The organism is Halovulum sp. GXIMD14794 (assembly GCF_054457455.1).
The window spans coordinates 186,180-211,775 of the sequence record NZ_JBTLNF010000008.1 but is presented as its reverse complement, the minus strand read 5'-3'; the positions used below and the strand labels follow the sequence as shown (position 1 = coordinate 211,775).

30 protein-coding genes and 1 riboswitch are annotated in these 25,596 nt (G+C 67.2%); of the genes, 13 read left to right on the top strand and 17 right to left on the bottom strand.

Translation table 11 applies throughout. The annotated features are described in order from the left end of the window. Positions 1 to 82: 82 nt before the first annotated feature. A riboswitch (TPP riboswitch) is annotated at positions 83 to 183 on the top strand. A 33-nt stretch (positions 184 to 216) separates the two neighbouring features. From thiB to ACW9UR_RS20150, 3 genes are read left to right on the top strand one after another with little or no spacing between them, the layout of a single operon-like run. After that, the gene (gene thiB, locus ACW9UR_RS20160) at positions 217 to 1,209 is read left to right on the top strand and encodes a thiamine ABC transporter substrate binding subunit (RefSeq protein ID WP_458918860.1); all 993 of its coding nucleotides are present in this window, start codon (positions 217 to 219) and stop codon (positions 1,207 to 1,209) included. Continuing rightward, positions 1,185 to 2,750, top strand: a complete 1,566-nt coding sequence (locus ACW9UR_RS20155; protein WP_458918859.1) for a thiamine/thiamine pyrophosphate ABC transporter permease ThiP — start codon at positions 1,185 to 1,187, stop codon at positions 2,748 to 2,750. The genes thiB and ACW9UR_RS20155 overlap by 25 nt, the downstream gene beginning before the upstream one ends. Beyond that, complete coding sequence (locus ACW9UR_RS20150) at positions 2,734 to 3,444, top strand: thiamine ABC transporter ATP-binding protein (protein WP_458918858.1); 711 nt, start codon at positions 2,734 to 2,736, stop codon at positions 3,442 to 3,444. Before ACW9UR_RS20155 ends, ACW9UR_RS20150 begins: the two co-directional genes overlap by 17 nt. Here the strand turns inward: ACW9UR_RS20150 and ACW9UR_RS20145 are convergent. From ACW9UR_RS20145 to petA, 4 genes are all read right to left on the bottom strand, one after another. Then, positions 3,417 to 4,322 carry a DMT family transporter gene (locus tag ACW9UR_RS20145; RefSeq protein ID WP_458918857.1) on the bottom strand — a complete coding sequence of 302 codons (906 nt, stop codon included), beginning with the start codon at positions 4,320 to 4,322 and terminating at the stop codon, positions 3,417 to 3,419. The two genes, ACW9UR_RS20150 and ACW9UR_RS20145, sit on opposite strands and share 28 nt — an antisense overlap. 90 nt (positions 4,323 to 4,412) lie before the next feature. Continuing rightward, on the bottom strand, positions 4,413 to 5,234 hold the full coding sequence (locus ACW9UR_RS20140) for a cytochrome c1 (RefSeq protein WP_458918856.1): 822 nt from the start codon (positions 5,232 to 5,234) through the stop codon (positions 4,413 to 4,415). 10 nt (positions 5,235 to 5,244) lie between these two features. Further along, positions 5,245 to 6,588 (bottom strand): cytochrome b, encoded by a 1,344-nt coding sequence (gene petB / locus ACW9UR_RS20135; protein ID WP_458918855.1) that lies wholly within the window; start codon positions 6,586 to 6,588, stop codon positions 5,245 to 5,247. 12 nt (positions 6,589 to 6,600) lie between these two features. Continuing rightward, complete coding sequence (petA, locus tag ACW9UR_RS20130; RefSeq protein ID WP_458918854.1) at positions 6,601 to 7,182, bottom strand: ubiquinol-cytochrome c reductase iron-sulfur subunit; 582 nt, start codon at positions 7,180 to 7,182, stop codon at positions 6,601 to 6,603. A 197-nt stretch (positions 7,183 to 7,379) separates the two neighbouring features. On the opposite strand from petA, the gene ACW9UR_RS20125 reads away from it, so the two are divergent. The 4 genes from ACW9UR_RS20125 (at position 7,380) to ACW9UR_RS20110 (ending at position 10,265) form a co-directional block, all read left to right on the top strand. After that, positions 7,380 to 7,847 (top strand): tRNA (cytidine(34)-2'-O)-methyltransferase, encoded by a 468-nt coding sequence (locus ACW9UR_RS20125; protein ID WP_458918853.1) that lies wholly within the window; start codon positions 7,380 to 7,382, stop codon positions 7,845 to 7,847. Between the two features lie 70 nt (positions 7,848 to 7,917). Beyond that, entirely contained in the window at positions 7,918 to 8,727 is an 810-nt protein-coding gene (locus tag ACW9UR_RS20120) for a DUF547 domain-containing protein (RefSeq protein WP_458918852.1), read from the top strand. Positions 8,728 to 8,885: 158 nt separating this feature from the next. Then, a complete protein-coding gene (locus ACW9UR_RS20115) occupies positions 8,886 to 9,551 on the top strand; it encodes an outer membrane beta-barrel protein (protein WP_458918851.1) in 666 nt (221 codons plus the stop codon). Between the two features lie 102 nt (positions 9,552 to 9,653). Further along, positions 9,654 to 10,265, top strand: a complete 612-nt coding sequence (locus ACW9UR_RS20110) for a phosphatase PAP2 family protein (RefSeq protein ID WP_458918850.1) — start codon at positions 9,654 to 9,656, stop codon at positions 10,263 to 10,265. Here ACW9UR_RS20110 and dxs read toward each other — a convergent pair whose 3' ends face one another. From dxs to irrA, 5 genes are all read right to left on the bottom strand, one after another. Further along, positions 10,266 to 12,209, bottom strand: a complete 1,944-nt coding sequence (dxs, locus tag ACW9UR_RS20105; protein WP_458918849.1) for a 1-deoxy-D-xylulose-5-phosphate synthase — start codon at positions 12,207 to 12,209, stop codon at positions 10,266 to 10,268. Positions 12,210 to 12,264: 55 nt separating this feature from the next. Further along, a complete protein-coding gene (locus ACW9UR_RS20100) occupies positions 12,265 to 13,158 on the bottom strand; it encodes a polyprenyl synthetase family protein (RefSeq protein ID WP_458918848.1) in 894 nt (297 codons plus the stop codon). Between the two features lie 4 nt (positions 13,159 to 13,162). Then, a complete protein-coding gene (locus tag ACW9UR_RS20095; protein ID WP_458918847.1) occupies positions 13,163 to 13,411 on the bottom strand; it encodes an exodeoxyribonuclease VII small subunit in 249 nt (82 codons plus the stop codon). Continuing rightward, a complete protein-coding gene (locus ACW9UR_RS20090) occupies positions 13,404 to 14,342 on the bottom strand; it encodes a histone deacetylase family protein (RefSeq protein WP_458918846.1) in 939 nt (312 codons plus the stop codon). Before ACW9UR_RS20090 ends, ACW9UR_RS20095 begins: the two co-directional genes overlap by 8 nt. 73 nt (positions 14,343 to 14,415) lie before the next feature. Beyond that, positions 14,416 to 14,847 carry an iron response transcriptional regulator IrrA gene (gene irrA / locus ACW9UR_RS20085; RefSeq protein ID WP_458918845.1) on the bottom strand — a complete coding sequence of 144 codons (432 nt, stop codon included), beginning with the start codon at positions 14,845 to 14,847 and terminating at the stop codon, positions 14,416 to 14,418. A 188-nt stretch (positions 14,848 to 15,035) separates the two neighbouring features. Between irrA and fabA the strand changes: the two genes are divergently transcribed. The 3 genes from fabA to ACW9UR_RS20070 are packed head-to-tail and all read left to right on the top strand — an operon-like array spanning position 15,036 to position 17,621. Next, positions 15,036 to 15,542 (top strand): bifunctional 3-hydroxydecanoyl-ACP dehydratase/trans-2-decenoyl-ACP isomerase, encoded by a 507-nt coding sequence (gene fabA, locus ACW9UR_RS20080; RefSeq protein WP_458918844.1) that lies wholly within the window; start codon positions 15,036 to 15,038, stop codon positions 15,540 to 15,542. A 54-nt stretch (positions 15,543 to 15,596) separates the two neighbouring features. Further along, on the top strand, positions 15,597 to 16,823 hold the full coding sequence (gene fabB, locus ACW9UR_RS20075; RefSeq protein ID WP_458918843.1) for a beta-ketoacyl-ACP synthase I: 1,227 nt from the start codon (positions 15,597 to 15,599) through the stop codon (positions 16,821 to 16,823). 9 nt (positions 16,824 to 16,832) lie between these two features. Further along, the gene (locus tag ACW9UR_RS20070; RefSeq protein ID WP_458918842.1) at positions 16,833 to 17,621 is read left to right on the top strand and encodes an enoyl-ACP reductase FabI; all 789 of its coding nucleotides are present in this window, start codon (positions 16,833 to 16,835) and stop codon (positions 17,619 to 17,621) included. A gap of 3 nt (positions 17,622 to 17,624) precedes the next feature. On the opposite strand, the gene ACW9UR_RS20065 is transcribed toward ACW9UR_RS20070, so the two are convergent. Then, positions 17,625 to 18,023: a VOC family protein gene (locus ACW9UR_RS20065; RefSeq protein WP_458918841.1), complete on the bottom strand. Its 399-nt coding sequence runs from the start codon at positions 18,021 to 18,023 to the stop codon at positions 17,625 to 17,627. 74 nt (positions 18,024 to 18,097) lie between these two features. On the opposite strand from ACW9UR_RS20065, the gene ACW9UR_RS20060 reads away from it, so the two are divergent. From ACW9UR_RS20060 to ACW9UR_RS20050, 3 genes are read left to right on the top strand one after another with little or no spacing between them, the layout of a single operon-like run. After that, the gene (locus ACW9UR_RS20060) at positions 18,098 to 18,784 is read left to right on the top strand and encodes a haloacid dehalogenase type II (protein ID WP_458918840.1); all 687 of its coding nucleotides are present in this window, start codon (positions 18,098 to 18,100) and stop codon (positions 18,782 to 18,784) included. Then, positions 18,784 to 19,626: an alpha/beta fold hydrolase gene (locus ACW9UR_RS20055; RefSeq protein ID WP_458918839.1), complete on the top strand. Its 843-nt coding sequence runs from the start codon at positions 18,784 to 18,786 to the stop codon at positions 19,624 to 19,626. Before ACW9UR_RS20060 ends, ACW9UR_RS20055 begins: the two co-directional genes overlap by 1 nt. Further along, positions 19,623 to 20,615, top strand: coding sequence for a threonine ammonia-lyase (locus tag ACW9UR_RS20050; RefSeq protein ID WP_458918838.1), 993 nt, complete (start codon positions 19,623 to 19,625; stop codon positions 20,613 to 20,615). The genes ACW9UR_RS20055 and ACW9UR_RS20050 overlap by 4 nt, the downstream gene beginning before the upstream one ends. Positions 20,616 to 20,733: 118 nt before the next feature. Here the strand turns inward: ACW9UR_RS20050 and ACW9UR_RS20045 are convergent, their stop codons facing one another. The 7 genes from ACW9UR_RS20045 to ACW9UR_RS20015 all read right to left on the bottom strand — a co-directional run bounded on the left by ACW9UR_RS20045 (position 20,734) and on the right by ACW9UR_RS20015 (position 25,559). Then, positions 20,734 to 20,940, bottom strand: a complete 207-nt coding sequence (locus tag ACW9UR_RS20045) for a hypothetical protein (protein WP_458918837.1) — start codon at positions 20,938 to 20,940, stop codon at positions 20,734 to 20,736. 32 nt (positions 20,941 to 20,972) lie between these two features. After that, positions 20,973 to 21,179: a hypothetical protein gene (locus tag ACW9UR_RS20040; RefSeq protein ID WP_458918836.1), complete on the bottom strand. Its 207-nt coding sequence runs from the start codon at positions 21,177 to 21,179 to the stop codon at positions 20,973 to 20,975. A 32-nt stretch (positions 21,180 to 21,211) separates the two neighbouring features. Next, complete coding sequence (locus ACW9UR_RS20035; protein ID WP_458918836.1) at positions 21,212 to 21,418, bottom strand: hypothetical protein; 207 nt, start codon at positions 21,416 to 21,418, stop codon at positions 21,212 to 21,214. Between the two features lie 32 nt (positions 21,419 to 21,450). Continuing rightward, positions 21,451 to 21,657, bottom strand: a complete 207-nt coding sequence (locus tag ACW9UR_RS20030) for a hypothetical protein (protein ID WP_458918835.1) — start codon at positions 21,655 to 21,657, stop codon at positions 21,451 to 21,453. Positions 21,658 to 21,710: 53 nt separating this feature from the next. Beyond that, positions 21,711 to 21,917, bottom strand: a complete 207-nt coding sequence (locus ACW9UR_RS20025) for a hypothetical protein (protein WP_458918834.1) — start codon at positions 21,915 to 21,917, stop codon at positions 21,711 to 21,713. Between the two features lie 440 nt (positions 21,918 to 22,357). Beyond that, positions 22,358 to 24,856, bottom strand: a complete 2,499-nt coding sequence (locus ACW9UR_RS20020) for a GcvT family protein (protein WP_458918833.1) — start codon at positions 24,854 to 24,856, stop codon at positions 22,358 to 22,360. 106 nt (positions 24,857 to 24,962) lie between these two features. Continuing rightward, on the bottom strand, positions 24,963 to 25,559 hold the full coding sequence (locus ACW9UR_RS20015; protein ID WP_458918832.1) for a hypothetical protein: 597 nt from the start codon (positions 25,557 to 25,559) through the stop codon (positions 24,963 to 24,965). Positions 25,560 to 25,596: the final 37 nt, after the last annotated feature.

The window sequence follows — 25,596 nt, the reverse complement described above, 5'->3', positions numbered from 1 at the left end:
CGGCCGCCGTTCTAGCGCGGGACGGGCCGGGCGGAAAGCCCGTGCCGCGCCTCTTGCCTTCGCCGCGCAGGGGGTTAGTGTCTTCGCCACCTCGGGGTGCCCAATGGGCTGAGACGCGCGCCGCGCGAACCCGTCGAACCTGAACCGGATCATGCCGGCGGAGGGAAGGCGAGCATGGCTCCTCCTGACCTGCGTCGCAGAAAACGAGGAGATATGATGAAACGCCTTCTCACGACTGCGGCCGTTCTGACCCTTGGCGCGGGGATCGCGCAGGCGCAGACGCCCGAACTTACCGTCTATACCTATGACAGCTTCGTCACCGAATGGGGCCCCGGCCCTGCCATCGAAGCCGCGTTCGAGGAAACCTGCGGCTGCGATCTGAAGTTCGTCGGCGCGGGCGACGGCGCGGCGCTGTTGTCGCGCCTGCGGCTGGAGGGAGAGCGAAGCGATGCGGACGTGGTGCTGGGACTGGACACGACCCTGACCGCCGAAGCGGCGGCGACCGGGCTGTTCGCGCCGCACGGGAATTCGGACCCGGCGCTGGCCCTGCCCGTTGACTGGGAGGACGAGACGTTCCTGCCCTACGACTGGGGCTATTTCGCCTTCGTCTACGACAAGACCAAAGTCACGGACGTGCCCGGCAGCTTCGACGAGTTGCTCGCCGCGCCCGAGGATCTGAGCATCGTCATTCAGGACCCGCGCAGCTCGACCCCCGGTCTGGGCCTGCTGATGTGGGTCAAGGCGGTCTATGGCGCGCGCGCCGGCGAGGTCTGGGAACAGCTGGCGCCGCGCATCGTGACCGTGACCAAGGGCTGGTCCGAGGCCTATGGCATGTTCATCGAGGGCGAGGCCGACATGGTGCTGAGCTACACGACCTCTCCGGCCTATCACCTGATCGCCGAGGAGGACGACAGCAAGGCGGCGGCGGCGTTCTCGGACGGGCATTACATGCAGATCGAGGTGGCCGGGAAGCTCGCCAGCACGGACCAGCCGGAACTGGCCGAACAGTTCCTGTCGTTCATGCTGACCGAGGACTTCCAGTCGGTCATCCCGACGACGAACTGGATGTACCCGGCGACGGACGTGGCCCTGCCCGAAGGCTTCGAGACGCTGGCTCAGCCGGAGAAGGCGCTGCTGCTGCCCTCGGATGAGGTGCCCGCGCTGCGCCAGGAGGCGCTGGACGAGTGGCTGGCGGCGCTGTCGCGCTGAGCCCCGTCACCGCCATCGCAGGCGGCGCGGTCCTGCTGGCGGTCCTGGCATTGGTTCTGGGGCCGCTGGCGGTGCTGGGCGCGAACTCTGGCGCGGGGCTGGGCCCAGCGGACTGGGCGGCGATCCGGTTCACGCTGACGCAATCGGCGCTGTCGGCGGGCCTGAGCGCGCTGATCGCCGTGCCCTTCGCGCGCGCCCTGATGCGGCGGCGCTTTGCCGGGAGGCAGGCGATCGTGGCGCTGCTGGGCGCGCCGTTCCTGCTGCCGGTGATCGTCGCGGTGCTGGGGCTGCTGGCGGTCTGGGGCCGGTCCGGCGCGCTGAGCGAGCTGTCGCAGGCGATCGGCGGCCCGCTGCTGTCGATCTACGGGCTGACCGGCGTGGTGCTGGCGCATGTGTTCTTCAACGTGCCGCTGGTCGCGCGGCTGCTGATCCAGGGCTGGCAGCAGATCCCCGAGGAGCGTTTCCGGCTGGCCGCGCAGCTGGGCATGGGGCCGGGCGCGGTGTTTCGCTGGCTGGAATGGCCGATGCTGCGCGCGGTGCTGCCCGGCGCGGTCTTGCTGGTGTTCCTGCTGTGCATGACCAGTTTCGCCGTGGCGCTGGCCCTTGGCGGCGGGCCGCGCGCGACGACGGTCGAACTGGCGATCTATCAGGCGCTGAGGTTCGACTTCGACCTGGGCAAGGCGGCGCTGCTGGCGCTGGTTCAGTTCGGCCTTTGCGCGATAGTCGCGGCGCTGGCGTTGCTGACCGGGCGGCCGGCGGGGTTCGGGCGCGGCGTGGGGCGGCCTCCGCGCCGGTGGGATGCGCCAAAACGGCGGCTGTGGGATGTCGCGGTGATCGTCGCGGTCGTGCTGTTCCTCGGCACGCCGATGATCTTCGTGATCCTGCGGGGCCTCGCGGCGCTCAGCGGCGACGTGCCAGGCGGGTTGTGGCAGGCGGCTTTCGTCAGCCTGCGCGTCGCGCTTCTGTCGGCGCTGGCCGCGACGCTGGCTGCGCTGGCGCTGGCGGCGCTGATCTCGGCGCTGCCGCGCGGGCGCGGTGCGGTGGTCGAGGGCGCGGGGCTGCTGATGCTCTCGGCCTCGCCCTTCGTGGTGGGCACGGGGCTCTTCATCGTGCTGCGGCCGATCACCGATCCGTTCGACTGGGCACTGGTCGTGACCGGCACGATCAATGCCGCAATGAGCCTGCCCTTCGCGCTGCGCGTGCTGGTCCCGGCGCTGGGGCGGGTGCGGGACGACTACGGGCGGCTGGCGGATAACCTCGGCCTGACGGGGATGGCGCGGCTGCGGCTGGTGACGCTGCCGCTGATCCGCCCGGCGCTGGGCTTTGCGGCGGGCCTGGCGGCGGCGCTGTCGATGGGGGACCTGGGCGTGATCACGCTGTTCGCGCCGCCCGAAACCGCGACGCTGCCGCTTTACATGTACCAGTTGATGGGCGCTTACAGGATGGAACAGGCGGCGGGCGCGGCGCTGCTGCTTCTGGTGCTGAGCCTTGCGCTGTTCTGGATCATCGACCGTGGGGGGCGTCTTGGACATCCGGCTTGATCAGGTGGTGGTGGAGCGCTCCGGCTTCCGGCTGGAGGCGGATCTGGCGGTGCCCTCGGGCGCGGCGGTGGCGGTGATCGGACCTTCGGGCTCGGGCAAGACGACGCTGCTGGACCTGGTGGCGGGGTTCGTCACGCCCGCCTCGGGCACGGTGCGGCTGGCGGGGCGCGACGTGACCGGCGATGGCCCGGCGGCGCGGCCCGTCAGCATGGTCTTTCAGGACAACAACCTGTTCCCGCACCTGACCGTGGCGCAGAACGTGGCGCTCGGCCTGAAGCCTGTCGCCCGGCCCGACCGCGCGGCGCTGGCGGCCGCCGAGGATGCGCTGCGGCAGGTCGGGCTCGAGGGGCTTGGCGCCCGTCGCCCCGGCGCGCTGTCGGGCGGCCAGCAGAGCCGCGCCGCGCTGGCACGCGTGCTGCTGCGTGACAGGCCCGTGCTGCTGCTGGACGAACCTTTCGCCGCGCTCGGCCCTGCCCTGCGGGCCGAGATGCTGGGTCTGGTGGCAAAGTTGCGGGCCGAGCACAGCATGACACTGCTTATGGTCACCCACACGCCGCAGGACGCACGGCTGATCGCGGACAGCGTGATCTTCGTGGACGGCGGTCGCGCGCAGGCTCCGCGCCCGGTGGCCGAGGTCCTGGACGAGCCCACTCCAGAGGTCGCGGCCTATCTTGGCGAAGCGGGCCTTGCCTGACGCCGCCCGCGGGCGATGATGAAGATGCCCGAGGCCACGATCAGCGCCGAGCCCATCAGCATCGGTGGCGTGACAGTCTCGCCGAACAGCAGCACGCCAAGGCCGATCCCGAACAGGAGGCGCGTGTAGCGGAACGGCGTGACGGCGGCGACCTCGCCTGTCCGCATTGCCTTCATCAGGCAGGAATAGGCGGCGACTCCGGCAAGCACCGCGCCGCCGATCTGCGCGAAGGTGCCGAGGTCGGGCCAGAGGAACGGCGCGCGTTCCCACATGGCGAAGAGGAGACCGGCGACGATCAGTGCGAGGAAGCCATAGAAGCCCAAGATCGCGGTACCCAGCGAGGCGGGGGCCATGCGGCTGGAAAGGTCGCGGCCCGCAAAGCCGAGCATTCCCGCGACCGCCAGCAGCGACAGGGGCGTGAAACTCTCGGCGCCGGGTTGCAGGATGACCAGCACGCCCGCAAGGCCGGTGAAGATCGCGGCCCAGCGCCTCCAACCGACATTCTCGCCCAGGAACAGCGCCGCGCCGGCGACGACGACCAGTGGGGTCGCCTGCAGGATCACCGTGGCCGAGGACAGCGGCGTCAGCGCCAGCGCGAGAGTGTAGAACAGCCGCCCGCAGACCTCGAACACCGCGCGGACGCGCATCGGGCGCGACAGGACCTCGGGCGGGGTCAGGCGCTGGCCGGAGCCGAGGGCCATCAGCGCGAAGATGATTGTGCCGCCGAGGCCGAAAAGGACCAGCACCTCGCTGACCGGCAACACCTTCGAGGCGGCCTTGATGAACGCGTCCTCGACCGCGAACCCGGCCATCGAGGCGACCATCCAGCCGCTTCCGATCAGGTTCAACCGGCGGAGCGAGGCAGTGTCGGGGCTCACGTTCTAAAAGGTCCTGGCGGCGCGGAGCCATGCCCGCAAGAGAAAGGGCCGCCCCGGCGGGACGGCCCCTGGATTTAACTGCCTTCAGCCTTACTCGGCCGGGGCTTCGCCCTTGCGGCGGTGCTTGACCGGCGCCCAGAGCTTCTTGTTGGTCAGGTACAGCAGCACCGTCAGGATGCCGAGGAAGATCACCGCGGTGACCCCGGCGGCCTTGCGGGCCTCGAGCTTGGGCTCGGCGGCCCACATCAGGAACGCAGCGACGTCCTTGGCTTCCTGCTCCAGCGTTGCCTCGGTGCCGTCCTCGTAGACCACGTCATCGCCATAGAGCGGCGGGCTCATGGCGAGGTAACCGCCGTAGGTCTCGTTCTCGTAGAGAACGACGCCAGCCTCTTCCTTTTCCTCGCCGGTGTAGTGGGTCAGCAGCGAGGCGATGTACTCGGGGCCGCCCATGCCGTTGAAGAGCTGCGACAGACCGGTGCCGTAGGGGCCGTGGAAGCCGGCGCGGGCCTTGGCCATCAGGCTGAGGTCCGGGGCGTTCGACAGGCTGGAGCCCGGGAAGTAGTCGGTCGGCAGCGCCGTGCGCTCGTCGCCGGGCAGCGCTTCCGGGCCGTCATCGGGCACGAAGAAGCCGCTGGCATAGGCGCGCACCTGCGCGTCCGAATAGCCGAGATCCTCGAGCGCGCGGAACGGGACGTACTGCAGGCCGTGACAGCCCGAGCAGACCTCGGTGTAGACCTGGAAGCCGCGCTGCAGCTGGTCCTGATCGAACGAGCCGAACGGGCCCTCGAACGAGAAGCTGTAGTCCTCGACATGGCCACCGCCGCCCGCCGCGAACGCGGCGGTGGAGGCCAGGCCCAGGCCGGCGGTGACGGCCAGGGTCTTCAGGGTGCGATTGAACATCCGTTTCACCATGATCCGTCTCTTATTCGGCCGGGGCGCGTGCGGCGCCGGTTTCGTCACCCTCGTAGGGGTAGTGCGAGTCGAAGTCGTCCTCGATCGTCTCGGGCTGTGGCAGCGGCTTCTCGATGAAGCCGAGCAGCGGCAGGATCACCAGGAAGTAGGCGAACCAGTAGGCCGAGGCGATCAGCGAGATCGTCGCGTAGGGCTCTTCGGCCGGCTGCGCGCCACACCACATCAGCAGCATGAAGTCGAAGGCCAGCAGCCAGAACCACAGCTTGAACTGCGGGCGGTAGCGGCCCGACCGGATCGAGCTGGTGTCGAGCCAGGGCGCCAGGGCCATGACCGCGATCGCACCGAACATCGCCAGCACACCGAAGAACTTGGCGTCGATGATGCCGCCAGTCACGAAGCTGGCCAGTTGCACCACCCAGACGTCGCCGGTGAAGGCGCGCAGGATCGCGTAGAACGGCAGGAAGTACCATTCGGGCACGATGTGGGCGGGCGTCGAAAGCGCGTTCGCCTCGATGTAGTTGTCCGGGTGGCCGAGGTAGTTCGGCATGAAGCCGACAATGGCCGCGAAGACAACCAGGATGACCGCCAGCGCGTAGAGGTCCTTGATCACGAAGTACGGCCAGAACGGCAGCGTGTCTTTCTTGGCCTCTTCCTTCGATGCGCGGCGCACCTCGACCCCGGTGGGGTTGTTGTTGCCGGTCGAGTGGAAGGCCCAGATGTGCACGATGACGAGGCCGGCGATCAGGAACGGCAGCAGGTAGTGCAGCGAGAAGAAGCGGGTCAGGGTGTAGTTGTCGACCGCCGGGCCGCCCAGCAGCCAGGTCTGCAGCGTCTCGCCGATGCCGGGGATCGCGCCGAACAGGCCGGTGATCACCGTGGCGCCCCAGAAGGACATCTGGCCCCAGGGCAGAACGTAGCCCATGAACGCCGTCGCCATCATCAGCAGGTAGATTAGCATGCCGATGATCCAGGTCACCTCGCGCGGGGCCTTGTAGGAGCCGTAGTAGAGACCGCGGAAGATGTGCAGGTAGACCGCCACGAAGAACAGCGAGGCGCCGTTCATGTGGACATAGCGCAGCGCCCAGCCGCCGTTCACGTCGCGCATGATGTGCTCGACCGAGGCGAAGGCCAGGTCCGCGTCCGGCGTGTAGTGCATGACCAGCGTGATACCGGTGATGATCTGCAGCGCCAGCGTGAATGTCAGGACGATGCCCCAGATCCACATCCAGTTGAGGTTCTTGGGGGTCGGAATGAACAGGGTCGAGTGCAGCACGCCGAGGATCGGCAGACGCGACTCGAGCCATTTCTCGGGGGCCGACTTCGGCTCGTAGTGATCGTGGGGAATGCCACTCATGTCGAAGCTCCCTTAGCCCAGCTTGATGACGCTGTCGGAAATGAACTCGGCGACCGGAACCGGCAGGTTCTCGGGCGCGGGGCCCTTCCGGATGCGGCCGGCGGTATCGTAGTGCGAGCCGTGGCAGGGGCAGAACCAGCCGTTGAAGTCGCCGGCTTCGCCCAGCGGCACGCAGCCGAGGTGCGTGCAGACGCCGATCATCACCAGCCAGGGGCTGTCCGCGCCTTCCTCGGCGCCCGGCGGCAGCAGGCCGCGGTTCGCGTCCGACGCATCCGCATCGGCCGCGATGTTGGCGTTGCGTGCGTTCGGATCGGGCAGCTCGCCCATATCGACGCCGCGCGCGGCCTCCATCTCCTCCTCGGTGCGGTACCGGATGAACACCGGCTTGCCCTGCCACAGGGCCGTGATCTGGCCACCCGGCTGCAGGCTGCTGACGTCGACCTGGATCGAGGCCAGGGCCTGGACGTCCGCGCTGGGGTTCATCTGGTTCACGAGGGGCCACACGGCAGCGCCGGCGGTCACCGCCCCGGCTGCGCCGGTCGCGACGAACAGGAAGTCGCGGCGGGTCCCGGTTTCTTCTTCGACGTGGGCCACGGGTTCTTCTCCCTCAAAGCCTTGATTCGCATAGGATGCCGACGCGGGCCGCATGCGGGAAGCCCCCGCGCACAGCCCGGTCTCGGTACCCGGCCTTCCTAGAGGATGGGCGGGGAAGGGTCTAGCGGACTTTCAGCCGCAGGCCAAGATGGTGCAAGACGCTAAAAAGCCGCCCTGAACGAGAAAATGGACCGCACGTGACCCGACTGGCCGCCTATCAGCCCGACATCGCCCAGAACCTGGGCAACATGATCCGTACCGCCGCCTGTTTCGGCGTGCCCGTCGACGTGATCGGACCGTGCGGGTTCCCGTTCTCGGTCAAGGCGCTGCGACGGGCCGCGATGGACTATGCCAGCTTCGCCGACGTCACCCATCACGTCGACTGGGACCGGTTCCTTGCGGACCGTCCCGCCGGACGTCTGGTGTTGCTCACGACCACCGGCGCGGCCCCGCTATGGCAACATCGCTTCGCACCGACCGACATCGTCATGGTCGGGCGCGAAAGCGCGGGTGTGCCGCCGGAGGTCCATGCCGCCGCCGACGTGCGCCTCTGCCTGCCGCAGCCCGGCGGTGGGCGCAGCCTGAACGTCGCCGTCGCCGCCGGTATCGCCCTGGCCGAGGCACAACGGCAGGCGATGGTACCCCACGAGCCGTCACAAGGCTGAGAGGTTGGATTGGCGCGCTCGGCTCAGGCGGGCATGGTGCGCCGGACCACCCAAGGCACAGGAGGCCGCCATGCCCAGATTGACCCGCCGCGCCGCGCTCGCCGGCCTGATGGCTTCCGGACTGACGGCCTCGCCCGCTTTGGCGGCCCCCAAGGCCAGACTGATCGATGGCCGCTGGTCGCGCTTCGGATCGGGCAGCGGGCCGGACCACGGCGCCTGGGACGCGATCCTGGCGCGACACCGGCGGATGGGTCCGGACGGGATCGCCCGGTTCGACTATGCGCGCGCCGATCGCGCCGCGGTGCGCGCCTATCTCGGCGCGCTTAGCGCCACAGACCCCGCCAGCCTGTCCAGTGCGGCAGCTTTCGCCTACTACGTGAACCTCTACAATGCGCTGACGGTGGACGTGGTGCTTGGCACCTGGCCCGTCGGTTCCATCCGCGAGATCGGCGGCAACCTGATCGCACCCGGGCCGTGGCGGCAGAAACTCGTGAACGTCGCCGGGCAGAGCCTGAGCCTCGACGACATCGAGCATGGCATCCTGCGCCCGGTCTGGCGCGATCCGCGTGTTCACTATGCCGTCAACTGCGCCTCCCTCGGCTGCCCCGATCTTGCGCCGCGCGCCTACACCGCCGGACGGCTGGGCGCGATGCTGGATCAGGGAGCACGGGCCTACGTGAACCACCCGCGCGGCACGCAGGTCACAGACGGAAGGCTGCAGGTTTCTTCGATTTATCAATGGTTCAAGGAAGATTTCGGCGGCACCGACGCGGGCGTGATCGCGCACCTTAGGCGTTATGCCGAGCCGCAGCTGGCCAGTCAGTTGGGCGGCATCGCGCGAATCTCTGCCGATCGTTACGACTGGCGAATAAATGCGTGAGTGACACGCAATCGCCACATCTTCGACCTCGCCTTTTCGCAGTTGCGGTATTACATTGTTGTTAACCAAGGGATTTGTAGAAACGCCCGAGAATTGAGGGCGAATCTATTCGGGTTCCTGGTGGGGTCCGCGCCCCGAAATCGAAGGAAGCGACGACGGTGACACGTACCGCAACTCCGATGGCCGCGCTGATCGCGGCGACCGCTCTCCTGGCGCCCGCCGCGCAGGCGGAATCGGGGTGGGATCTGTATGTGTACACGGGCGCTCAGATCGCGGCGGATTCGGACGTGTCCGGACGTACCGAGACCGGGGAGCGCTTCGACACGAACGCCAGCTGGCTGGGCAACTCGTTCGAGATGCCACCCTATTGGGGCGTTCGGGTGATGCGTGATACTGGCGACAACTGGAGCTTCGGGCTCGAGTTCACCCATGCCAAGGTCTACGCCGACTACGCCACCCGCGAGGACCTTGGCTTCGAGAAGCTCGAGTTTACCGACGGGTTGAACATCCTGACCGCCAACGCCGAACGCACCCTGTTCGAATCCGGTCGCTGGACCGGTCGCGGCGGCCTTGGCCTGGGCGTCGCCGTTCCGCATGTCGAGGCGATCTCGCCCGACGGCGTCGAAACCTCGGGCTACCAGCTGACCGGCCCCGCCGCGCGCTGGTACCTGGGCGCGGACTATGCGCTGACGGACAGCTGGTCGGCTTTCGCGGAATACAGCGGCACGTACTCGATCAACTCCGCCGACCTCGACGGCGGCGGCAAGATCGACACCGATATCCTGACCAACGCACTCAACGTCGGCATCGGCTTCTCGTTCTAAGGCATTCGGGCTGAGGCATTCGGGCCACGGAAGTCGCCCCGGTGTCACGCAAGCTTCGCAGATCCGATACCATCGCGTCATTGCCAGCGGGCAGACGGGTCCATGAACGCCCCGCCCGACGGAAATCGCCTGCCGATGCTACCCTCCTGCCTGCCCACGCCTCTGCGCGCGCTGACCGCGTTCGTCCTTCTGCTGCTGGTAGCGGCGACACCGGCCCACGCCTCTGGCGCAAAACCGGGGCAGGTCGAGCGAATGGGCGACGCACTCCAGTTCCTGCTGCCGATCACTGGGGCTGCCTGCTCGTTCGGGCGCAGCGGCCTGCGGGACTACGCCCTGCGCTTCGTGGCACTCGAGGGGATGATCCACGCGCCGAAAAACGCGCTGGGCGATGCGCCGATCAACCTCAGGCCCGGCGGCGCGACGCGCGGCTTCCCCTCGGGGCACACGGCGGCAGCGTTCTACGGGGCCTCGGCCATTGCGCGGACCTGCCTGCGGGAAAGCCCGGTGGGGCAGATGGCGATCTGGGGCGCGGCGATGTTCACCGGCGGCTCGCGGATCGAGGCCGGTATGCACTTCCTGTTCCAGGTGGTCTTCGGGGCGCTGATCGGGTTGGTCGCCGACCTCGGCCTGCGGCGCAGACGACGTCGCGCACGCCCGATGCAACTGCCGTTCCCCCGTCTGCGGGCGTGGTCGTTGGGCTCCGGCCCCGCCTAGCTACGCCCGGCGGTTGCCGACGCTGGCGACGCCTAGCGCCTCCAGCACCTTGGCCTCGATCTGCGGCGCGTTCATCGCCGCCGCCTCATACATGGCGGCGGGGCTGTCCTGATCGATGAACGTGTCGGGGAACACCATCGAGCGGAACTTCAGCCCGTGGTCGAACACGCCCTCGTCCGCCAGAAGTTGAGCGACATGACTACCGAAGCCGCCCACGGCGCCTTCCTCGATGGTGATCAATGCCTCGTGTTCGGCGGCGAGCTTCAGGATCAGGTCCCGGTCGAGGGGCTTGGCGAAACGGGCATCGGCGATGGTCGGCGTGATACCCTTGGCAGCCAGTGCCTCGGCCGCCTTGCGGCACTCCTCAAGCCGGGCGCCGAACGACAGGATCGCGGCGCCCTGCCCCTGCTGCACGATGCGGCCCTTGCCGATCTCCAACGGCTCGGCCCGTTCGGGCATCTCGACGCCGACACCCTCGCCACGCGGGAAGCGGAAGGCCGAGGGGCGGTCGTCGATGGCGGCAGCGGTGGCGACCATGCGGACAAGTTCGGCCTCGTCAGCGGCGGCCATGACCACGAAATCCGGCAGGTTGGCGAGATAGGCGATATCGAACGAGCCGGCATGCGTCGGCCCGTCGGCCCCGACCAGCCCGGCGCGGTCGATGGCGAACCGCACCGGCAAGCGCTGGATCGCGACGTCATGCACCACCTGGTCATAGCCGCGCTGCAGGAAGGTCGAGTACATCGCGCAGAACGGTTTCAAGCCACCGGCAGCCATCCCGGCGCAGAAGGTCACGCCGTGCTGCTCGGCGATGCCGACATCGAAACAGCGCTCGGGGAAGCGTTCGGCGAACAGGTTCAGCCCGGTGCCGTCCGGCATCGCGGCAGTTACGGCGGTGATCGTCGGGTCCTGCTCGGCCAGCTCGATCAGCGTATTCGCGAAGACCTTGGTATAGCTCGGCGCGTTCGAGGGCGCCTTCTTCTGCTTGCCGGTCACCACGTCGAACTTTGCCGTCGCATGGCCCTTGTCCGAGGCTTCCTCGGCCGGGCGATAGCCCTTGCCCTTGCGGGTGATCGCGTGGATCAGCACCGGCCCGTCAGCGCGCGCCTTGACGGTGCGCAGAACGGCGAGGACCTGCTCCATGTCGTGCCCGTCGATGGGACCGACATAGGAAAAGCCCAACTCCTCGAAGAGGGTGCCACCCACCGTCATATGCTTGAAGATGTCCTTGGCGCGGCGCGCGCCTTCCTGGAACGGCGGCGGCAACAGGCTGACGGCACCCTTGGCAGCGGCCTTCAGTTCCTGGAACGGGGCACCCGCGTAGAGCCGCGAGAGATAGCTCGACATCGCCCCGGTGGGCGGCGCGATCGACATCTCGTTGTCGTTGAGGATCACGATCAGCCGCTTACCCATGTGACCGGCGTTGTTCATCGCCTCGTAGGCCATGCCCGCCGACATTGCGCCGTCGCCGATCACGCAGATCACGTCGCCCAGCCCGTGCGCGGGCGTGCCGCCCAGATCGCGCGCCACGGCAAAGCCGAGCCCCGCCGAGATCGAGGTCGACGAGTGCGCCGCACCGAACGGGTCGAACGGGCTTTCCGCGCGCTTGGTGAAGCCCGACAGCCCGCCGCCCTTGCGCAGGGTGCGGATCCGCTCGCGCCGGCCGGTCAGCACCTTGTGCGGGTAGCACTGGTGGCTGACGTCCCAGATCAGCTTGTCGCGGGGGGTGTTGAAGACGGCATGGATGCCCACGGTCAACTCGACCACGCCGAGGCCCGCGCCCAGGTGGCCGCCGGTCTCCGACACCGCCGAGATCACCTCGGACCGCAGCTCGTGCGCCAGCGTTTCAAGCTGCGCATCGGTCATCGAGCGCATGTCCTCGGGCGTGCGGACGCGGTCCAGAAGCGGCGTCTGCGGCCGGGTCGGGGTCTGGCTGTCGGTCATGCGTGCCTCCGGCAAATCCTCGTGCGGCGTGCGCCGCCGTCGCGTTGGTCGCGGCTCAGTTCGAGCGGCTGATCGCGAATTCCGCGGCCAGGCGCAGGTTTTCCGCCGAAGAGCCGTAGGGGTCAAGGTGGTCGCAAGCGGATGTGACCAGTTCCCTGGCCTTGCGCTTGGCACCGGACAAGCCCAGCAGCGAGACGAACGTGGCCTTGCCCGCCGCCGCGTCCTTCTGCGTGGCCTTGCCGGTTTCCTCGGCGGATCCCGTTACATCTAGGATGTCGTCCTGGATCTGGAAGGCAAGCCCCAGGTCGCGGGCATAGTTCGCGAGGTTGGTGACGTCGGACTTGCCCATGACCGCGCCGGACTCGGCGGACCACTGGATCAGCGCCCCGGTCTTGAGCGACTGGAGCTGCGTGATCTTGTCGAGCGTCAGTTTGGTCGCGGTCTTGCCCGCCGCGAGGTCCAGCGCCTGACCGCCAACCATGCCGCGCGCACCCGACGCCCGCGCAAGCCCCTCGATCAGGCGGGCGCGGATCGACGGGTCAAGCGCTGTGCGCGGCCCGGCCAGGATCTCGAAGGCCTGCGCCTGAAGCGCGTCACCGGCCAGGATCGCAGTCGCCTCGTCCCATTTGCGGTGCACGGTCGGCTTGCCGCGGCGCAGGTCGTCGTCGTCCATCGCCGGCAGATCGTCGTGGATCAGCGAATAGGCGTGCAGGCACTCCACCGCCGCTGCCACGCGGATCGACTGCACGGTGGGCACCCGGAAGAGGTTCGAGGACTCGATTACCAGGAAGGCCCGCAGCCGCTTGCCCCCGGAAAGGGTCGCATAGCGCATCGCCTCGGTCACCGGGCTGTCGGGCTCGGGCAGCAGGCGCTCCAGCGCGTCCTCGACGGCGGTGGCGGCCTGGCTCAACGCAGCCTGGAAGACGAGGTCTCGTGCGGTGGCCATCATCGGCTTATTCCGGATCGAACGGGGTCAGGCCCTGTGCCGTGCCGTCCGCGCCGCTGGTGATGCGGGCGACCTTCTCCTCGGCTTTCGCCAGTTTGTCCTCGCAATGCGCCTTCAGCTTCGCGCCGCGCTCGTAAAGCTTGATCGAGTCCTCAAGCGGGATCTGGCCGCCCTCAAGGTCGCCGACGACCCTTTCCAGCTCGGCAAGGGCCTGCTCGAAGGTCATGTCACCGATCGGCTTCTCGGATTCAGTCACGGGCACGCTCCATCAAAGTCCGGACATGCGCGGCGGTCGAGGCCGCCAGAGCGTCAAGATCATATCCACCCTCCAATGTCGAGACTACGCGCCCTTGCGCGTGTTCATCGGCAAGATCGCAGATCGCACCGGTGGCCCAGGCGAAATCGTCCTCGTGCAGGTTGAGGTTGGCGAGCGGGTCGGCCTCGTGCGCATCGAACCCGGCCGAGATGAAAACCATCTGCGGGCGGAAGGCGGCGACGGCGGGCAGCACGTGCGTCTCCATCACATGTCGGAATGCAGCGCCGTCGGTGCCTGGCGGCAGCGGCACGTTCATCACATTGCCGCAGGCCCCGGTTTCGTGCGCCGCGCCGGTTCCCGGGTAGAGCGGGCTCTGGTGCGTCGACGCGAAGAAGATGCGCGGATCGTCCCAGACCAGATCCTGCGTGCCATTGCCGTGGTGCACGTCGAAGTCGATGACCGCCACCCGCTCCAGCCCGTGGGCGTCGAGGGCATGGCGCGCGCCTATCACCACGTTGCCGAACAGGCAGAAGCCCATTGCCGTCGCGGTTTCCGCGTGATGCCCCGGCGGGCGAGTCGCACAGAATGCATTTCCCGCCTGCCCCGCCATAACCGCATCGACTGCGGCGACATTCGCCCCGGCAGCCCGGAGCGCGGCGTCCAGCGAGCCGGGCGACATGTGCGTGTCGGCATCGAGCCCGACGAACCCCTCGGCGGGCGCCGCCGCGCGGATCTGCCGCAGATAGGCCTCGGGGTGTGCGCGCAGGATATGGGCATCCTCGGCCAGCGGCGCCTCGGCGCGGGTCAGCGCGTCGAACTCGGGCGCGGCAAGTGCGTCGAGGATCGCGGTCAGGCGCGCAACCTGCTCGGGGTGGCCGGGCGGGGTCACATGTGCAAGGCAGTCGGGGTGGGTCAGCAGAAGCGTCGGCATTCCCAAGCCTTAGCAGCGCCGCGCCGTGCGGCCTAGCCGGGAAATTCGCGCGGTCCTACGGGGGGATGCAGCGTCAGGTCTTGCGGCGCAGGCGGATCACGACCTCGACCTTCGAGATCTCGGCCCCTTCGGGCGGCGTCGGCAGCGACTCGATCCGGACGCTGTCGGTGGGGGCGTCGGTCAGATGCCCGTCGTCTTCCCAGAAGTAATGCGGGTGATCGTCGGTGCGCGTGTCGAAATACGAGCGCGAGCCGTCGACCGTCACCTCGACCATAAGGCCGGCGTCGCAGAAGGCGCGCAACGTGTTGTAGACGGTAGCCAGCGAAACCGGATCGCCGCCCTTCGAGGCAGCCTCGTGCAGGCTTTCGGCGGTGACATGGCGGTTCTGGCCATCCCCGATCAGCAAGGAGGCCAGCGTCAGACGCTGCCGCGTCGGGCGCAATTCAGCAGACGCCAGCCAATCGGCGGCGCGCTTGCGGCCCATATCCTGTGCGTGCTCGGACATCTCGCTCCTTGCCTCTGGTCGGAACTCTATTGCCATATGGGGGTTCCAATTGCCAGCAATGCGTAATTATGTGCGGTTCGGGCCGTGACCTGTCAACCATGCGCCCCGCTTGCGCACCTTGCGACACGGGTGCTACACGACGCCGTAACCGCACTGTAACTTAGAGTGAACAAGGGGAAACCGGGCACATGACTTCAATGCCGACCAGCTTTGATCGTGACGGGCTTATGAAATGCGCCCGTGGCGAAATGTTCGGCCCCGGAAATCCCCAGCTGCCCGCCCCGCCGATGCTGATGATGGACCGCATCACCGAGATCTCGGCCGATGGCGGACCCAACGGCAAGGGCCACGTGCTGGCCGAGTTCGACATCCACCCGGACCTGTGGTTCTTCGAGTGCCATTTCCTTGGCGATCCGGTGATGCCGGGCTGCCTGGGCCTCGACGGGCTGTGGCAGCTGACCGGGTTCAACCTCGGCTGGCGCGGGATGCAGGGCAAGGGCCGGGCGCTGGGCGTCGGCGAGGTCAAGCTGACCGCGATGGTCACGCCCGAGACCAAGCTGCTGTCCTACGAGGTGAATTTCACCCGCGTCATTGACCGCAAACTGAAAATGGGCGTTGCCGACGGCATCGTGAAGGCCGACGGCGAGGTTGCCTACACCGTCACCGACATGCGCGTCGGCCTGTTCCAGGAATGACCCGCCAGCCGGGCCGCATGGCCTTCGGCTGACCGACGAGGGAAAGGATCCAACATGCGTCGAGTCGTGATCACGGGAATCGGGATCGTCTCGTCCATCGGCGTGGACAAGGACGAGGTGATGACCTCGCTCAAGGAAAGCCGCTCGGGTATCGAATTCGCGCCCGACTATGCCGAACACGGCTTCCGCAGCCAGATCCAGGGACGTCCCAAGATCGACATCGCCGAGCATATCGACAAGCGCCAGCTGCGCTTCATGGGCGATGGCGCGGCGTTCAACTACATCGCGATGCAGCAGGCGATCGAGGACAGCGGCCTCGAGGAAGGCGACATCTCGAACGAGCGCACCGGCCTGATCGTCGGCTCGGGCGGGCCGTCGACCAAGAACATGCTTTCGGCACACACCACCGTGCTGGAAAAGGGCAGCCCCAAGCGCATGGGCCCGTTCATGGTCACCCGCTGCATGAGCTCGACAAACTCGGCCTGTCTTGCGACGCCGTTCAAGATCAAGGGCGTGAACTACTCGATCACCTCGGCCTGCTCGACCTCGGCGCATTGTATCGGCAATGGCGCCGAACAGATCCAGCTGGGCAAGCAGGACATCGTCTTCGCCGGCGGCGGCGAGGAACTGGACTGGACGCTGAGCTGCCTGTTCGACGCGATGGGCGCGATGTCCTCGAAATACAACGACACGCCCGAAACTGCCTCGCGCGCCTTCGACGAGACCCGCGACGGGTTCGTGATCGCCGGCGGCGGCGGGGTCGTGGTGCTCGAAGAACTTGAGCACGCCAAGGCGCGCGGCGCGAAGATTTACGGCGAGATCACCGGCTACGGCGCGACCTCGGACGGCTATGACATGGTCGCCCCCTCGGGCGAGGGCGGCGAGCGGTCGATGAAATTGGCCATGTCCACGCTGGGCGATCGCAAGGTCAGTTACATCAACGCGCACGGCACCTCGACGCCGGTCGGCGACATCACCGAGGTGGAGGCCGTGCGCCGCCTGTTCGGAGAAGGCTCGACGCCGCCGATCAGCTCGACCAAGTCGCTGACCGGGCACAGCCTGGGCGCGACCGGCGTACAGGAAGCGATCTACGGCCTGCTGATGCTGCAGGACGACTTCATCGCCGCCAGCGCCAACATCACCACGCTCGACCCGGCGCTGAAGCCCGAAGAGATCGTGACCAAGCGCATCGACAACGCCGGGCTCGACACGATCCTGTCGAACAGCTTCGGCTTCGGTGGCACCAACGCGACGCTGGCGATCAGCCGCTTCCGGGACTGAGGACAGAACATGCCTGAGCTGATGAAGGGCAAGCGCGGCCTGGTGATGGGCGTTGCGAACGAGAAATCCATCGCCTGGGGCATTGCCCGCGCCCTGCACGCCGAGGGGGCCGAGATGGCCTTCACATACCAGGGCGAGAATTTCGGCGCGCGGGTCCGCCCGCTGGCCGAAAGCATCGGCTCTTCGCTGGTCCTGCCCGCGGACGTGCAGGACGAGGCGTCGCTGGATGGGGTGTTCACCACGCTCGAGCAGGAATGGGGCAAGCTGGACTTCCTGGTCCACGCCATCGCCTATTCCGACAAGGCCGAGCTGTCGGGCCGCTTCGTGAACACGACGCGGAAGAACTTCCTCAACTCGATGGACATCAGCTGCTACTCGCTGGTCGACCTGACCCGGCGCGCGGCGCCGCTGATGAAGGACGGCGGCTCGATCGTAACCATGACCTATCTCGGCGCACAGCGCGTGACGCCGAATTACAATGTCATGGGGGTCGCCAAAGCGGCGCTGGAATCGGCGGTGCGCTACCTCGCAAATGACCTCGGCCCAGACGGGATTCGCGTCAACGCGATCAGCGCCGGGCCGATGCGCACGCTTGCAGGCGCGGCGATCGGCGGCGCGCGCAAGGTGTTCCGCAACACCGAAGAGAACGCACCGATGCGGGCGAACGCCACGCTCGACGCAGTAGGCGGTACTGCCGTCTACCTGCTGTCGGACCACGGCGCCTGCACCACGGGCGAATGCATCTTCGTCGACGGCGGCTTCCACGTCACGGGCATGCCGCAGGTCGAGAACCTCTAGGGGTCAGGCCGGCGCTGCCGGAGTCATCAGCCCGACCGACGCGCCCGACGGATCAGTGACAAGCGCAATGCGTCCGACCTTCGGCACCTCGAACGGCTCTCGTTGCACAATGCCGCCTTGGGCCCGGGTCTTGTCTAGCGCCGTGTCGAGGTCCGTCACCGCGAGGTAGGTGAACCATCGGACCGGCTGCTGCCCGAACGCCTCGACCCCACTGATGTCCATGATCCCCGCGACCGGCTTGCCACCCTTCATCGCGACAAAATATTCGCCGTTCGTCATGGGCATGGTGTCGAACTCCCAGCCCAGAACGTCATGGTAGTACGCCTTGGCCGCCTCGGCGTCGCGGGTCATCAACTCGCTCCACCAGACAGTGCCGTGCGGATCCGCTGCCGTGTCCACCATGTTTTGCCCCTTCCCCCGAACTGTGCTTTGAGAATAGCACGAGCGCCCGAGTCGCCCCAAAGCCGAGGTACCCCATGATCGCAGCCTGCGTGTTCGACGCCTACGGGACGCTCTTCGACGTGGCCTCGGCCGCCCGCGTCGCCGCCACCGAACCGGGACGCGAGAAACTGGCCGAGCAATGGCCGCGCCTTGCCGAGGCCTGGCGGCTGAAGCAGCTTCAGTATAGCTGGCTGCGGGCGATCACCGATGCACACACGGATTTCTGGCAGGTCACGCAGGACGGGCTCGATTGGGCGCTTGAGGCGACCGGCCTAGATGGCGACGACGCGTTGCGCGCCCGGTTTCTTGAGCTTTACCGGACGCTGGGCGCCTATCCCGAGGTCCCCGCGATGCTGGCCACGCTCAAGGCGGGCGGGCGCGATACGGCGATCCTGTCGAACGGCGCGCCCGAGATGCTGGCTGCTGCGGTCGACAGCGCGGGCATCGGCGACCGCCTGGACGCGGTGCTGAGCGTCGAGCAGGTTGGCGTCTTCAAGCCCGACGCCCGCGTCTACGAGCTTGTCGAGACGCACCTGGGCGTGCCGCCCGAGCAGGTGCTGTTCGTCTCGTCGAATGGATGGGACGCGGCCGGCGCTGCGGGCTTTGGGTTTCACACCGTCTGGGTGAATCGCGCGGGCGAGCCGGTGGACCGCCTGCCCTGGCGCCCGGCGCACGTCCTGAAGGATCTGTCGGGCATTCCCGACCTTGCCGAGGAGCTTTGATGCCGCATTTCACGACCCCCGACGGATTGTCACTGCACTATACCGACGAGGGTTCCGGCCCGCCCGTGCTGTGCCTTGCCGGGCTGACCCGGAACACCCGCGATTTCGACAGCGTCGCAGCGCACCTGCGCCCGAGTTACCGGGTGATCCGGCTCGACAGCCGGGGCCGCGGCGGCAGCGACTGGGCCAAGGAACCGGTGGCCGAGTACACAGTGCCCGCCGAGACGCGCGACGTCGAGGCGCTGCTGGACCACCTCGGACTGCCGCAGGTTTCGATCATAGGGACGTCGCGCGGCGGTATCCTCGGGATGACGCTCGCCGCCGTGCGTCCCGGCAGCGTTATGGCGCTGGTGCTCAACGACATCGGCGCGGTGATCGAGGCGCGGGGTCTCGTCCACATCATGTCCTATCTCGGCCGCCCACCGCAGGCCGCGACCTTTGCCGAGGCCGCGCAGGAACTGGCCGGTGTCTACGGGACCGACTTCCCCGGAGTGCCTCTCACCCGTTGGGAACAGCACGCCCGCGCCATCTACCGCGAAAGCGAAGGCGGTCTGGGCCTAAGCTACGATCCGCACCTGCGCACTGCCGTCGGCGTGGACTATGACATGGACCTTCCACATGTCGAGCTGTGGCCGCTCTTCGACGCGGTGTTGGAAACGCCGATCCTGTGCATTCGCGGGGCGAATTCGAACATCCTGACGGCAGAAACAGTAGCCGAGATGAAGGCGCGCCATCCGGGCATGGTCACGGTCGAGATCCCTGACCGGGGCCATGCGCCCTTCCTCGATGAGCCGCCCGCCGTTACGGCCATCGACGCCTTCCTGAAGGAGCACGCCTCTTGACCGTCACCATCGCCGATATCGAGGCCGCAGATGACCGCCTCGCCCCTGTGGTCCGCCGCACGCCGCTGCTCTCCAGCCCGTTTCTCGACCGTATCGCTGGCCGGCGGGTGCTGGTGAAGGCCGAGTGTCTTCAGCACACGGGCTCGTTCAAGTTCCGCGGCGGCTGGTCCGCGGTCAGCGCCCTGCCCGAGGACGTCCGCAAGCGCGGCGTGCTAGCCTATTCCTCGGGCAATCACGCGCAGGGCGTGGCGCGCGCGGCGCAGCTTCATGGCGTCCCGGCGGTCATCATCATGCCCGCCGACGCGCCCGCGCTGAAGATCGCCAACACCCGCGCGCTGGGCGCCGAGGTGGTGCTCTACGATCGCCCGGGAGGCGAGAAGCGCGAGGCGATTGGCGAGAAACTGGCTGCTGAGCGCGGCCTGACCCTGATCCGGCCCTATGACGAGCCGATGGTGATCGCGGGCCAAGGCACCTGCGGGCTGGAACTTGCCGAGCAGGCCGCCGCCGAGGGCGTGACCCGAGCTGATGTGCTGGTCTGTTGCGGCGGCGGAGGCCTGTCCTCGGGGATCGCGTTGGCGCTGGAAGCCCGCGCCCCAGGCCTGCGCGTCCGCCCCTGCGAGCCCGAGGGCTTCGACGACGTGGCCCGCAGCCTCGTCAGCGGCCAGCGCGAGCGGAACGAACGCGCCTCGGGCTCGATCTGCGACGCCATCGTGACCGACAGCCCCGGCGAGATCACCTTCCCGATCCTCTCGCGCCTTGCCGGCCCCGGCCTGGTCGTCAGCGACGACGAGGCACTGCGCGCAATGGCACTCGCGTTCTTGCGACTGAAGGTCGTGCTGGAGCCCGGCGGCGCGGTTGCGCTGGCATCGGCGCTGTTCCGGCGCGATGCGATCACGGGCGATGATGTCCTGGTCGTCGCGACAGGTGGCAACGTAGATCCGGGCGTCTTTACGAATGCCCTGACGCGGTTCGCCTGTGCGGGGGACTGAGCGCCTGCCTGCCCCCAGGAAATATTGAAGGCGGCGCCCCTGCGGGTGCCGCCTTGAGAGTAGTGCCGGGCGGGGCCGGCTGGCCCCGTCCGTCAGCGTCGGTGATCTACGCAGCCCATCAGTCGATGATCGCGTCGATGCGGTTTTGGATTTCCGAGTGCGACAGGTCGCTCTCGATCAGCGCCTTAGCGGTCGCCAGCTGCGACGTGCTCAGGGCTTCGGGGTTGGCGACGTACTGGCCAACTTCGACTTCCAGAGCGGTCTGGGCAGCCAGCGGACCGGCAACGGCGGCAGCGGCAACAGCGGCGAGAATGATGCGTTTCATGTGTCTTTCTCCTTCGTATTCAGGTCTGACGATCAGTCGATGATCGCGTTGATGCGGGCGTTCAGCTCCGAGCTCGACAGATCGCTCTCGGTCAGACCCTTGATCGTCGCAACCTGAGCGGTGGTCAGGGCTTCGGGGTTGTCCACGTACTTCGACAGCTCGGCGTTCAAAGCGGTCTGGGCAGCCAGCGGGCCGGCAACGGCAGCGGCGGCAACAGCGGCGAGGATGATGCGTTTCATGTGTCTTTCTCCTTCGTATTCAGGTCTGACGATCAGTCGATGATCGCGTTGATGCGGGCGTTCAGCTCCGAGCTCGACAGGTCGCTCTCGGTCAGACCCTTGATCGTCGCAACCTGCGCGGTGGTCAGGGCTTCGGGGTTGTCCACGTACTTCGACAGCTCGGCGTTCAGAGCGGTCTGGGCAGCCAGCGGGCCAGCAACGGCAGCGGCGGCGACAGCGGCGAGAATGATGCGTTTCATGTGTCTATTTCCTTCGAATTCAGGTCTGACGATCAGTCGATGATCGCGTCGATGCGGTTCTGGATTTCCGAGTGCGACAGGTCGCTCTCGATCAGCGCCTTGGCGGTCGCCAGCTGCGACGTGCTCAGAGCTTCGGGGTTGGCGACGTACTGGCCAACTTCGACTTCCAGGGCGGTCTGGGCCGACAGCGGAGCGGCGAGGGCGGCGGCGGCCAGGGTGGCGAGGACGATGCGTTTCATTGTCATATTTCCTTAATGTTCGTGTGCGATTGCGTTCGCGGATACGGGGGCGATCAGTCGATAATCGCGTTGATGCGGGCGTCCAGCTCCGAGCTCGACAGGTCGCTTTCGGTCAGGCCCTTGATGGTCGCGATCTGCGCGGTGGTCAGGGCTCCGGGGTTGTCGACGTACTTCGACAGCTCGGCGTTCAGGGTGGTCTGGGCCGACAGCGGGGCGGCGAGAGCGGCGGCGGCGATAGTCGCGAGGACGATGCGTTTCATGTTGGTTTCTCCGATCAGCATTGTTTCGTATTTCGTGTCCCGCTCGTTGCGGTGACCGGGCTGATATCGGTACGTCCGGGCAATCATCAACCGTCGAAAACGCCTGAGAACGCTCTCGAAATCGTGAGTCATTTCAGATCTTGAAGTTTATTCCGGCGAGGATTAGAGGCCGCAAAATTGCATAATCGCCTTGTTTTCAAGGCTCCACGAAACCGGCCCGCGTTTCACGCAACTCACACGGGATGAACATGCGCTAACGGCGGCGTGAGATTCAGCCAGCCGGGACCGCGAAGTAAGCAGTCATCACAAAGAATTCTGGAATCGGAAACAATCGCGAAATCGGCGCAAAAGTCCGGGATTGTCCCCTTCCGGCGAGGATCGGTACGGAAATCACCCCGTCCGATCATGCCTTTGGGCGGCTCTTTTGAGTCGCCCTTGCGCTATCCGTCGATCCGGATCCGGGCGTTCTTCGGATCGTACGGGCTGTCTTCGACCACTTCTGCGTCCCAGAGCCGGGCCTGCATCAGTACCTTGAGCTTCGTTCCGGGCACCGCATGGTCCGGTTTGACATAGCCCAGGCCGATCGACTTGCCGAACGCCACTGAATACCCGCCCGAGGTCAGCCGCCCGACGCGCGCCTCTCCGGCGTAAAGCGCCTCGCGCCCCCAGGGGTCGGCATCGTCCGGCCCGTCGATCAGCAGCGTGACGCATTTCGAGCGGATCCCCGTCTCTTCCATCGCCCGCTTGCCGTGGAATTCCTTCGACAGGTCGACAAAGCGTGGCAGGTCCGCCTCGAGCGGCGTCGCGTCGCGGCCAAGCTCGGTCCCAAAGGCGCGATAGGACTTCTCTTGCCGCAGCCAGTTCTGCGCGCGGGCGCCGACCAGCTTCAAGCCCTCGGGCTCTCCAGCCTCCATCAGCCGGTCGAACAGGTAGTTCTGCATCTCCATCGGGTGGTGCAGCTCCCAACCCAGCTCACCGGTATAGGCGACGCGGATCGCCATGGTCGGGCACATCTTCAACTCGATGTCGCGGGCCGAGAGCCAGGGGAAGCGCGCGTTCGACAGGACCGTTGCCGGGTCCGCGTCGACGACCAGCTTGTTCAGCACCTCACGCGATTTCGGCCCGGCGATGGCGAAAACGCCCCATTTGGTGGTGACGTCCTCGACGTTGATGCGGCCGAACTCGGCCTCCTTGTCCTCGACAGCCTTGGCGAGGAAATCCTCGTCATAGGCACTCCACGCCCCGGCCGAGACAAGGTAATAGTCGTGCTCGCCCCGCCGGACGATCGTGTACTCGGTCCGCACGGTTCCGGCCTCGGTCAGCGCATAGGTCAGGTTGATGCGCCCGACTTTGGGCAGGCGGTTGCAGGTGAACCAGTCCAGGAACGCCGTCGCCCCCGGGCCGCTTATCCGGTGCTTGGCGAAGCCGCTGGCATCGATCACGCCGACGCCGTCGCGGATCGCCTGCGCCTCGTCGCGGGCGTATTGCCACCAGCCGCCCCGGCGGAAGCTGCGGGCGTCGTGGTCGAACCCGTCGGGCGCGCCCAGCGGGCCGAAATAGTTCGGCCGCTCCCAGCCGTTGATGCAGCCGAACTGCGCGCCGCGGGCCTTCATCCGGTCATAGCAGGGCGCCGTGCGCAGCGGGCGGCAGGCCTCGCGCTCTTCGTCAGGGTGGTGGAGGATATAGACGTGCGAATAGCACTCTTCGTTCTTGCGCATGGCATATTCGGTCGTCACCCAGTCGCCGTAGCGCTTGGGGTCGAGCGAGGCCATGTCGATCTCGGCCTCGCCGTCCACCATCATCTGCGCGAGGTAGTACCCGGTGCCGCCCGCCGCGGTGATGCCGAAGCTGAAGCCCTCGGCCAGCCACATATTGCGCAGCCCCGGCGCGGGTCCGACCAGCGGGTTGCCGTCGGGGGTGTAGCAGATGGGCCCGTTATAGTCGTCCTTCAGCCCGCAAGTCTCGGACGAGGGGATCCGGTGGATCATCGACATGTATTCTTCCTCGATCCGTTCGAGATCGAGGGGGAACAGGTCGGCGCGGAAGCTTTCGGGCACATCGAACGGGAAACGGGCGGGCGCACCCTCTTCATACGGGCCGAGGATCCAGCCGCCGCGTTCCTCGCGTACGTACCACTTGGCATCGGCGTCGCGCAGCACCGGGTGCTCGCCCTGGGTCTTGCGGTACTCGACCAGCGCCGGGTCGGGCTCGGTCACTATATACTGATGTTCGACCGGGATCGCGGGGAACTTGATCCCCAGCAGCTTCGCGGTGCGTTGCGAATGGTTGCCGGTGGCGGTGACGACATGCTCGGCCCGGATCTCGAATTCCTCGCCCGAGGGCACAAGGTTGCCACCCTTCTCGATCATGACAGACCCGCGCACGATCCACTCGCTGCCGGTCCACTCATAGCTGTCGACCTGCCGTTTGCGGACGATTTCCACCCCGCGCTGCCGCGCGCCCTTGGCCATCGCCTGCGTGACGTCGGCGGGGTTTATATAGCCGTCGGTCGGGTGGAACAGCGCGCCGCGCAGGTCCTCGGTCCGCACCAGCGGCCAGCGCTCCCTGATCTGCTCGGGCGTCAGCCATTCATAGGGAATGCCCACCGTTTCGGCGGTCGAGGAATACAGCTCGAACTCGTCCATCCGCGCCTGGCTCTGCGCCATTCGCAGGTTGCCGACGACGGAAAAGCCTGCGTTCAGCCCGGTCTCGTCTTCCAGCGTCTTGTAGAACTTCACGCTGTAGTCGTGGATGTGGCTGGTCGCGTAGCTCATGTTGAACAGCGGCAGCAGGCCGGCGGCGTGCCAGGTCGAGCCGGAGGTCAGCTCGTCCCGCTCCAGCAGCATCACGTCGGTCCAGCCCGCCCGCGCCAGGTGATAGGCGATCGACGCGCCCACCGCGCCACCACCGACGACCAATGCCTTGACGTGGGTTTTCATCGCGCCGCTCCGTTCCCTGCCGTGCCTGTCGCACTACAGAATGACGGTCCGCGCGGCGCGGGCGCGGGTCAAGCCGACATGACGCGCCCGGAAAACGACATGAGTGTCAGTGCAGGCCCAGCCCAGCGAAGGACGGATCCTCGAGGAAGGCCGCGACGGTATCGGGCGAGGCGCGGCCGACCAGCAGCACGCGCAGCCCGTCGTCCGAGGCCGCCTTGAGGTTCAGCAGGTTGCCCGCGCCGACCTCGCCGCGGAAGGGCAGACCGGCGATGCGCACGGTCTCTCCCTCGCCCACGGCGCCGGCGCGACCCCGCTCCATGTAGATGACGAACCGCTGGCCACCGTTCGAGAACACTGCCGCCGCCGCATCCTTCGCGCCGGAGCCGGTCTCGGGCGTCACGCCCAGCGCGGCGGCCTGGCGGGACAGTTCCTCGCGGGCATTCTCCAGCCCAAGGTAATCAGTGCGCTGCCAATCGTCGTAGACCTGCGGGATCGCCGAAAAGAGCGGTTTCAGCGGCGGCGCCTCGGCGCGGGCATCCTCGGAGATCGAGGCGCCCATCGCGCGGGCCAGGCTGCGGCTGGCCGCTTCCGGATCCTCGCGCGTTGTCATGTAGAGGCCACCAATAAAGGCCAGCATCACCAAACCACCGCCGATCATCGCGACAGTCTTCGCGGCGCCAGACCTGGCTTCGTCGTTCGTCATGAAAAATCCCCCCGACACACGCGGAACACTTCTACTT

Coding starts and splice junctions, on each gene's coding strand:
- thiB (WP_458918860.1), top strand. CDS start 217: ATGAAACGCCTTCTCACGACTGCGGCCGTTCTGACCCTTGGCGCGGGG.
- ACW9UR_RS20140 (WP_458918856.1), bottom strand. CDS start 5,234: ATGGTGAAACGGATGTTCAATCGCACCCTGAAGACCCTGGCCGTCACC.
- petB (WP_458918855.1), bottom strand. CDS start 6,588: ATGAGTGGCATTCCCCACGATCACTACGAGCCGAAGTCGGCCCCCGAG.
- ACW9UR_RS20120 (WP_458918852.1), top strand. CDS start 7,918: ATGCCCAGATTGACCCGCCGCGCCGCGCTCGCCGGCCTGATGGCTTCC.
- ACW9UR_RS20110 (WP_458918850.1), top strand. CDS start 9,654: ATGAACGCCCCGCCCGACGGAAATCGCCTGCCGATGCTACCCTCCTGC.
- dxs (WP_458918849.1), bottom strand. CDS start 12,209: ATGACCGACAGCCAGACCCCGACCCGGCCGCAGACGCCGCTTCTGGAC.
- ACW9UR_RS20100 (WP_458918848.1), bottom strand. CDS start 13,158: ATGATGGCCACCGCACGAGACCTCGTCTTCCAGGCTGCGTTGAGCCAG.
- ACW9UR_RS20090 (WP_458918846.1), bottom strand. CDS start 14,342: ATGCCGACGCTTCTGCTGACCCACCCCGACTGCCTTGCACATGTGACC.
- irrA (WP_458918845.1), bottom strand. CDS start 14,847: ATGTCCGAGCACGCACAGGATATGGGCCGCAAGCGCGCCGCCGATTGG.
- fabA (WP_458918844.1), top strand. CDS start 15,036: ATGACTTCAATGCCGACCAGCTTTGATCGTGACGGGCTTATGAAATGC.
- fabB (WP_458918843.1), top strand. CDS start 15,597: ATGCGTCGAGTCGTGATCACGGGAATCGGGATCGTCTCGTCCATCGGC.
- ACW9UR_RS20070 (WP_458918842.1), top strand. CDS start 16,833: ATGCCTGAGCTGATGAAGGGCAAGCGCGGCCTGGTGATGGGCGTTGCG.
- ACW9UR_RS20065 (WP_458918841.1), bottom strand. CDS start 18,023: ATGGTGGACACGGCAGCGGATCCGCACGGCACTGTCTGGTGGAGCGAG.
- ACW9UR_RS20060 (WP_458918840.1), top strand. CDS start 18,098: ATGATCGCAGCCTGCGTGTTCGACGCCTACGGGACGCTCTTCGACGTG.
- ACW9UR_RS20055 (WP_458918839.1), top strand. CDS start 18,784: ATGCCGCATTTCACGACCCCCGACGGATTGTCACTGCACTATACCGAC.
- ACW9UR_RS20045 (WP_458918837.1), bottom strand. CDS start 20,940: ATGAAACGCATCATTCTCGCCGCTGTTGCCGCTGCCGCCGTTGCCGGT.
- ACW9UR_RS20040 (WP_458918836.1), bottom strand. CDS start 21,179: ATGAAACGCATCATCCTCGCCGCTGTTGCCGCCGCTGCCGTTGCCGGC.
- ACW9UR_RS20035 (WP_458918836.1), bottom strand. CDS start 21,418: ATGAAACGCATCATTCTCGCCGCTGTCGCCGCCGCTGCCGTTGCTGGC.
- ACW9UR_RS20030 (WP_458918835.1), bottom strand. CDS start 21,657: ATGAAACGCATCGTCCTCGCCACCCTGGCCGCCGCCGCCCTCGCCGCT.
- ACW9UR_RS20025 (WP_458918834.1), bottom strand. CDS start 21,917: ATGAAACGCATCGTCCTCGCGACTATCGCCGCCGCCGCTCTCGCCGCC.
- ACW9UR_RS20020 (WP_458918833.1), bottom strand. CDS start 24,856: ATGAAAACCCACGTCAAGGCATTGGTCGTCGGTGGTGGCGCGGTGGGC.
- ACW9UR_RS20015 (WP_458918832.1), bottom strand. CDS start 25,559: ATGACGAACGACGAAGCCAGGTCTGGCGCCGCGAAGACTGTCGCGATG.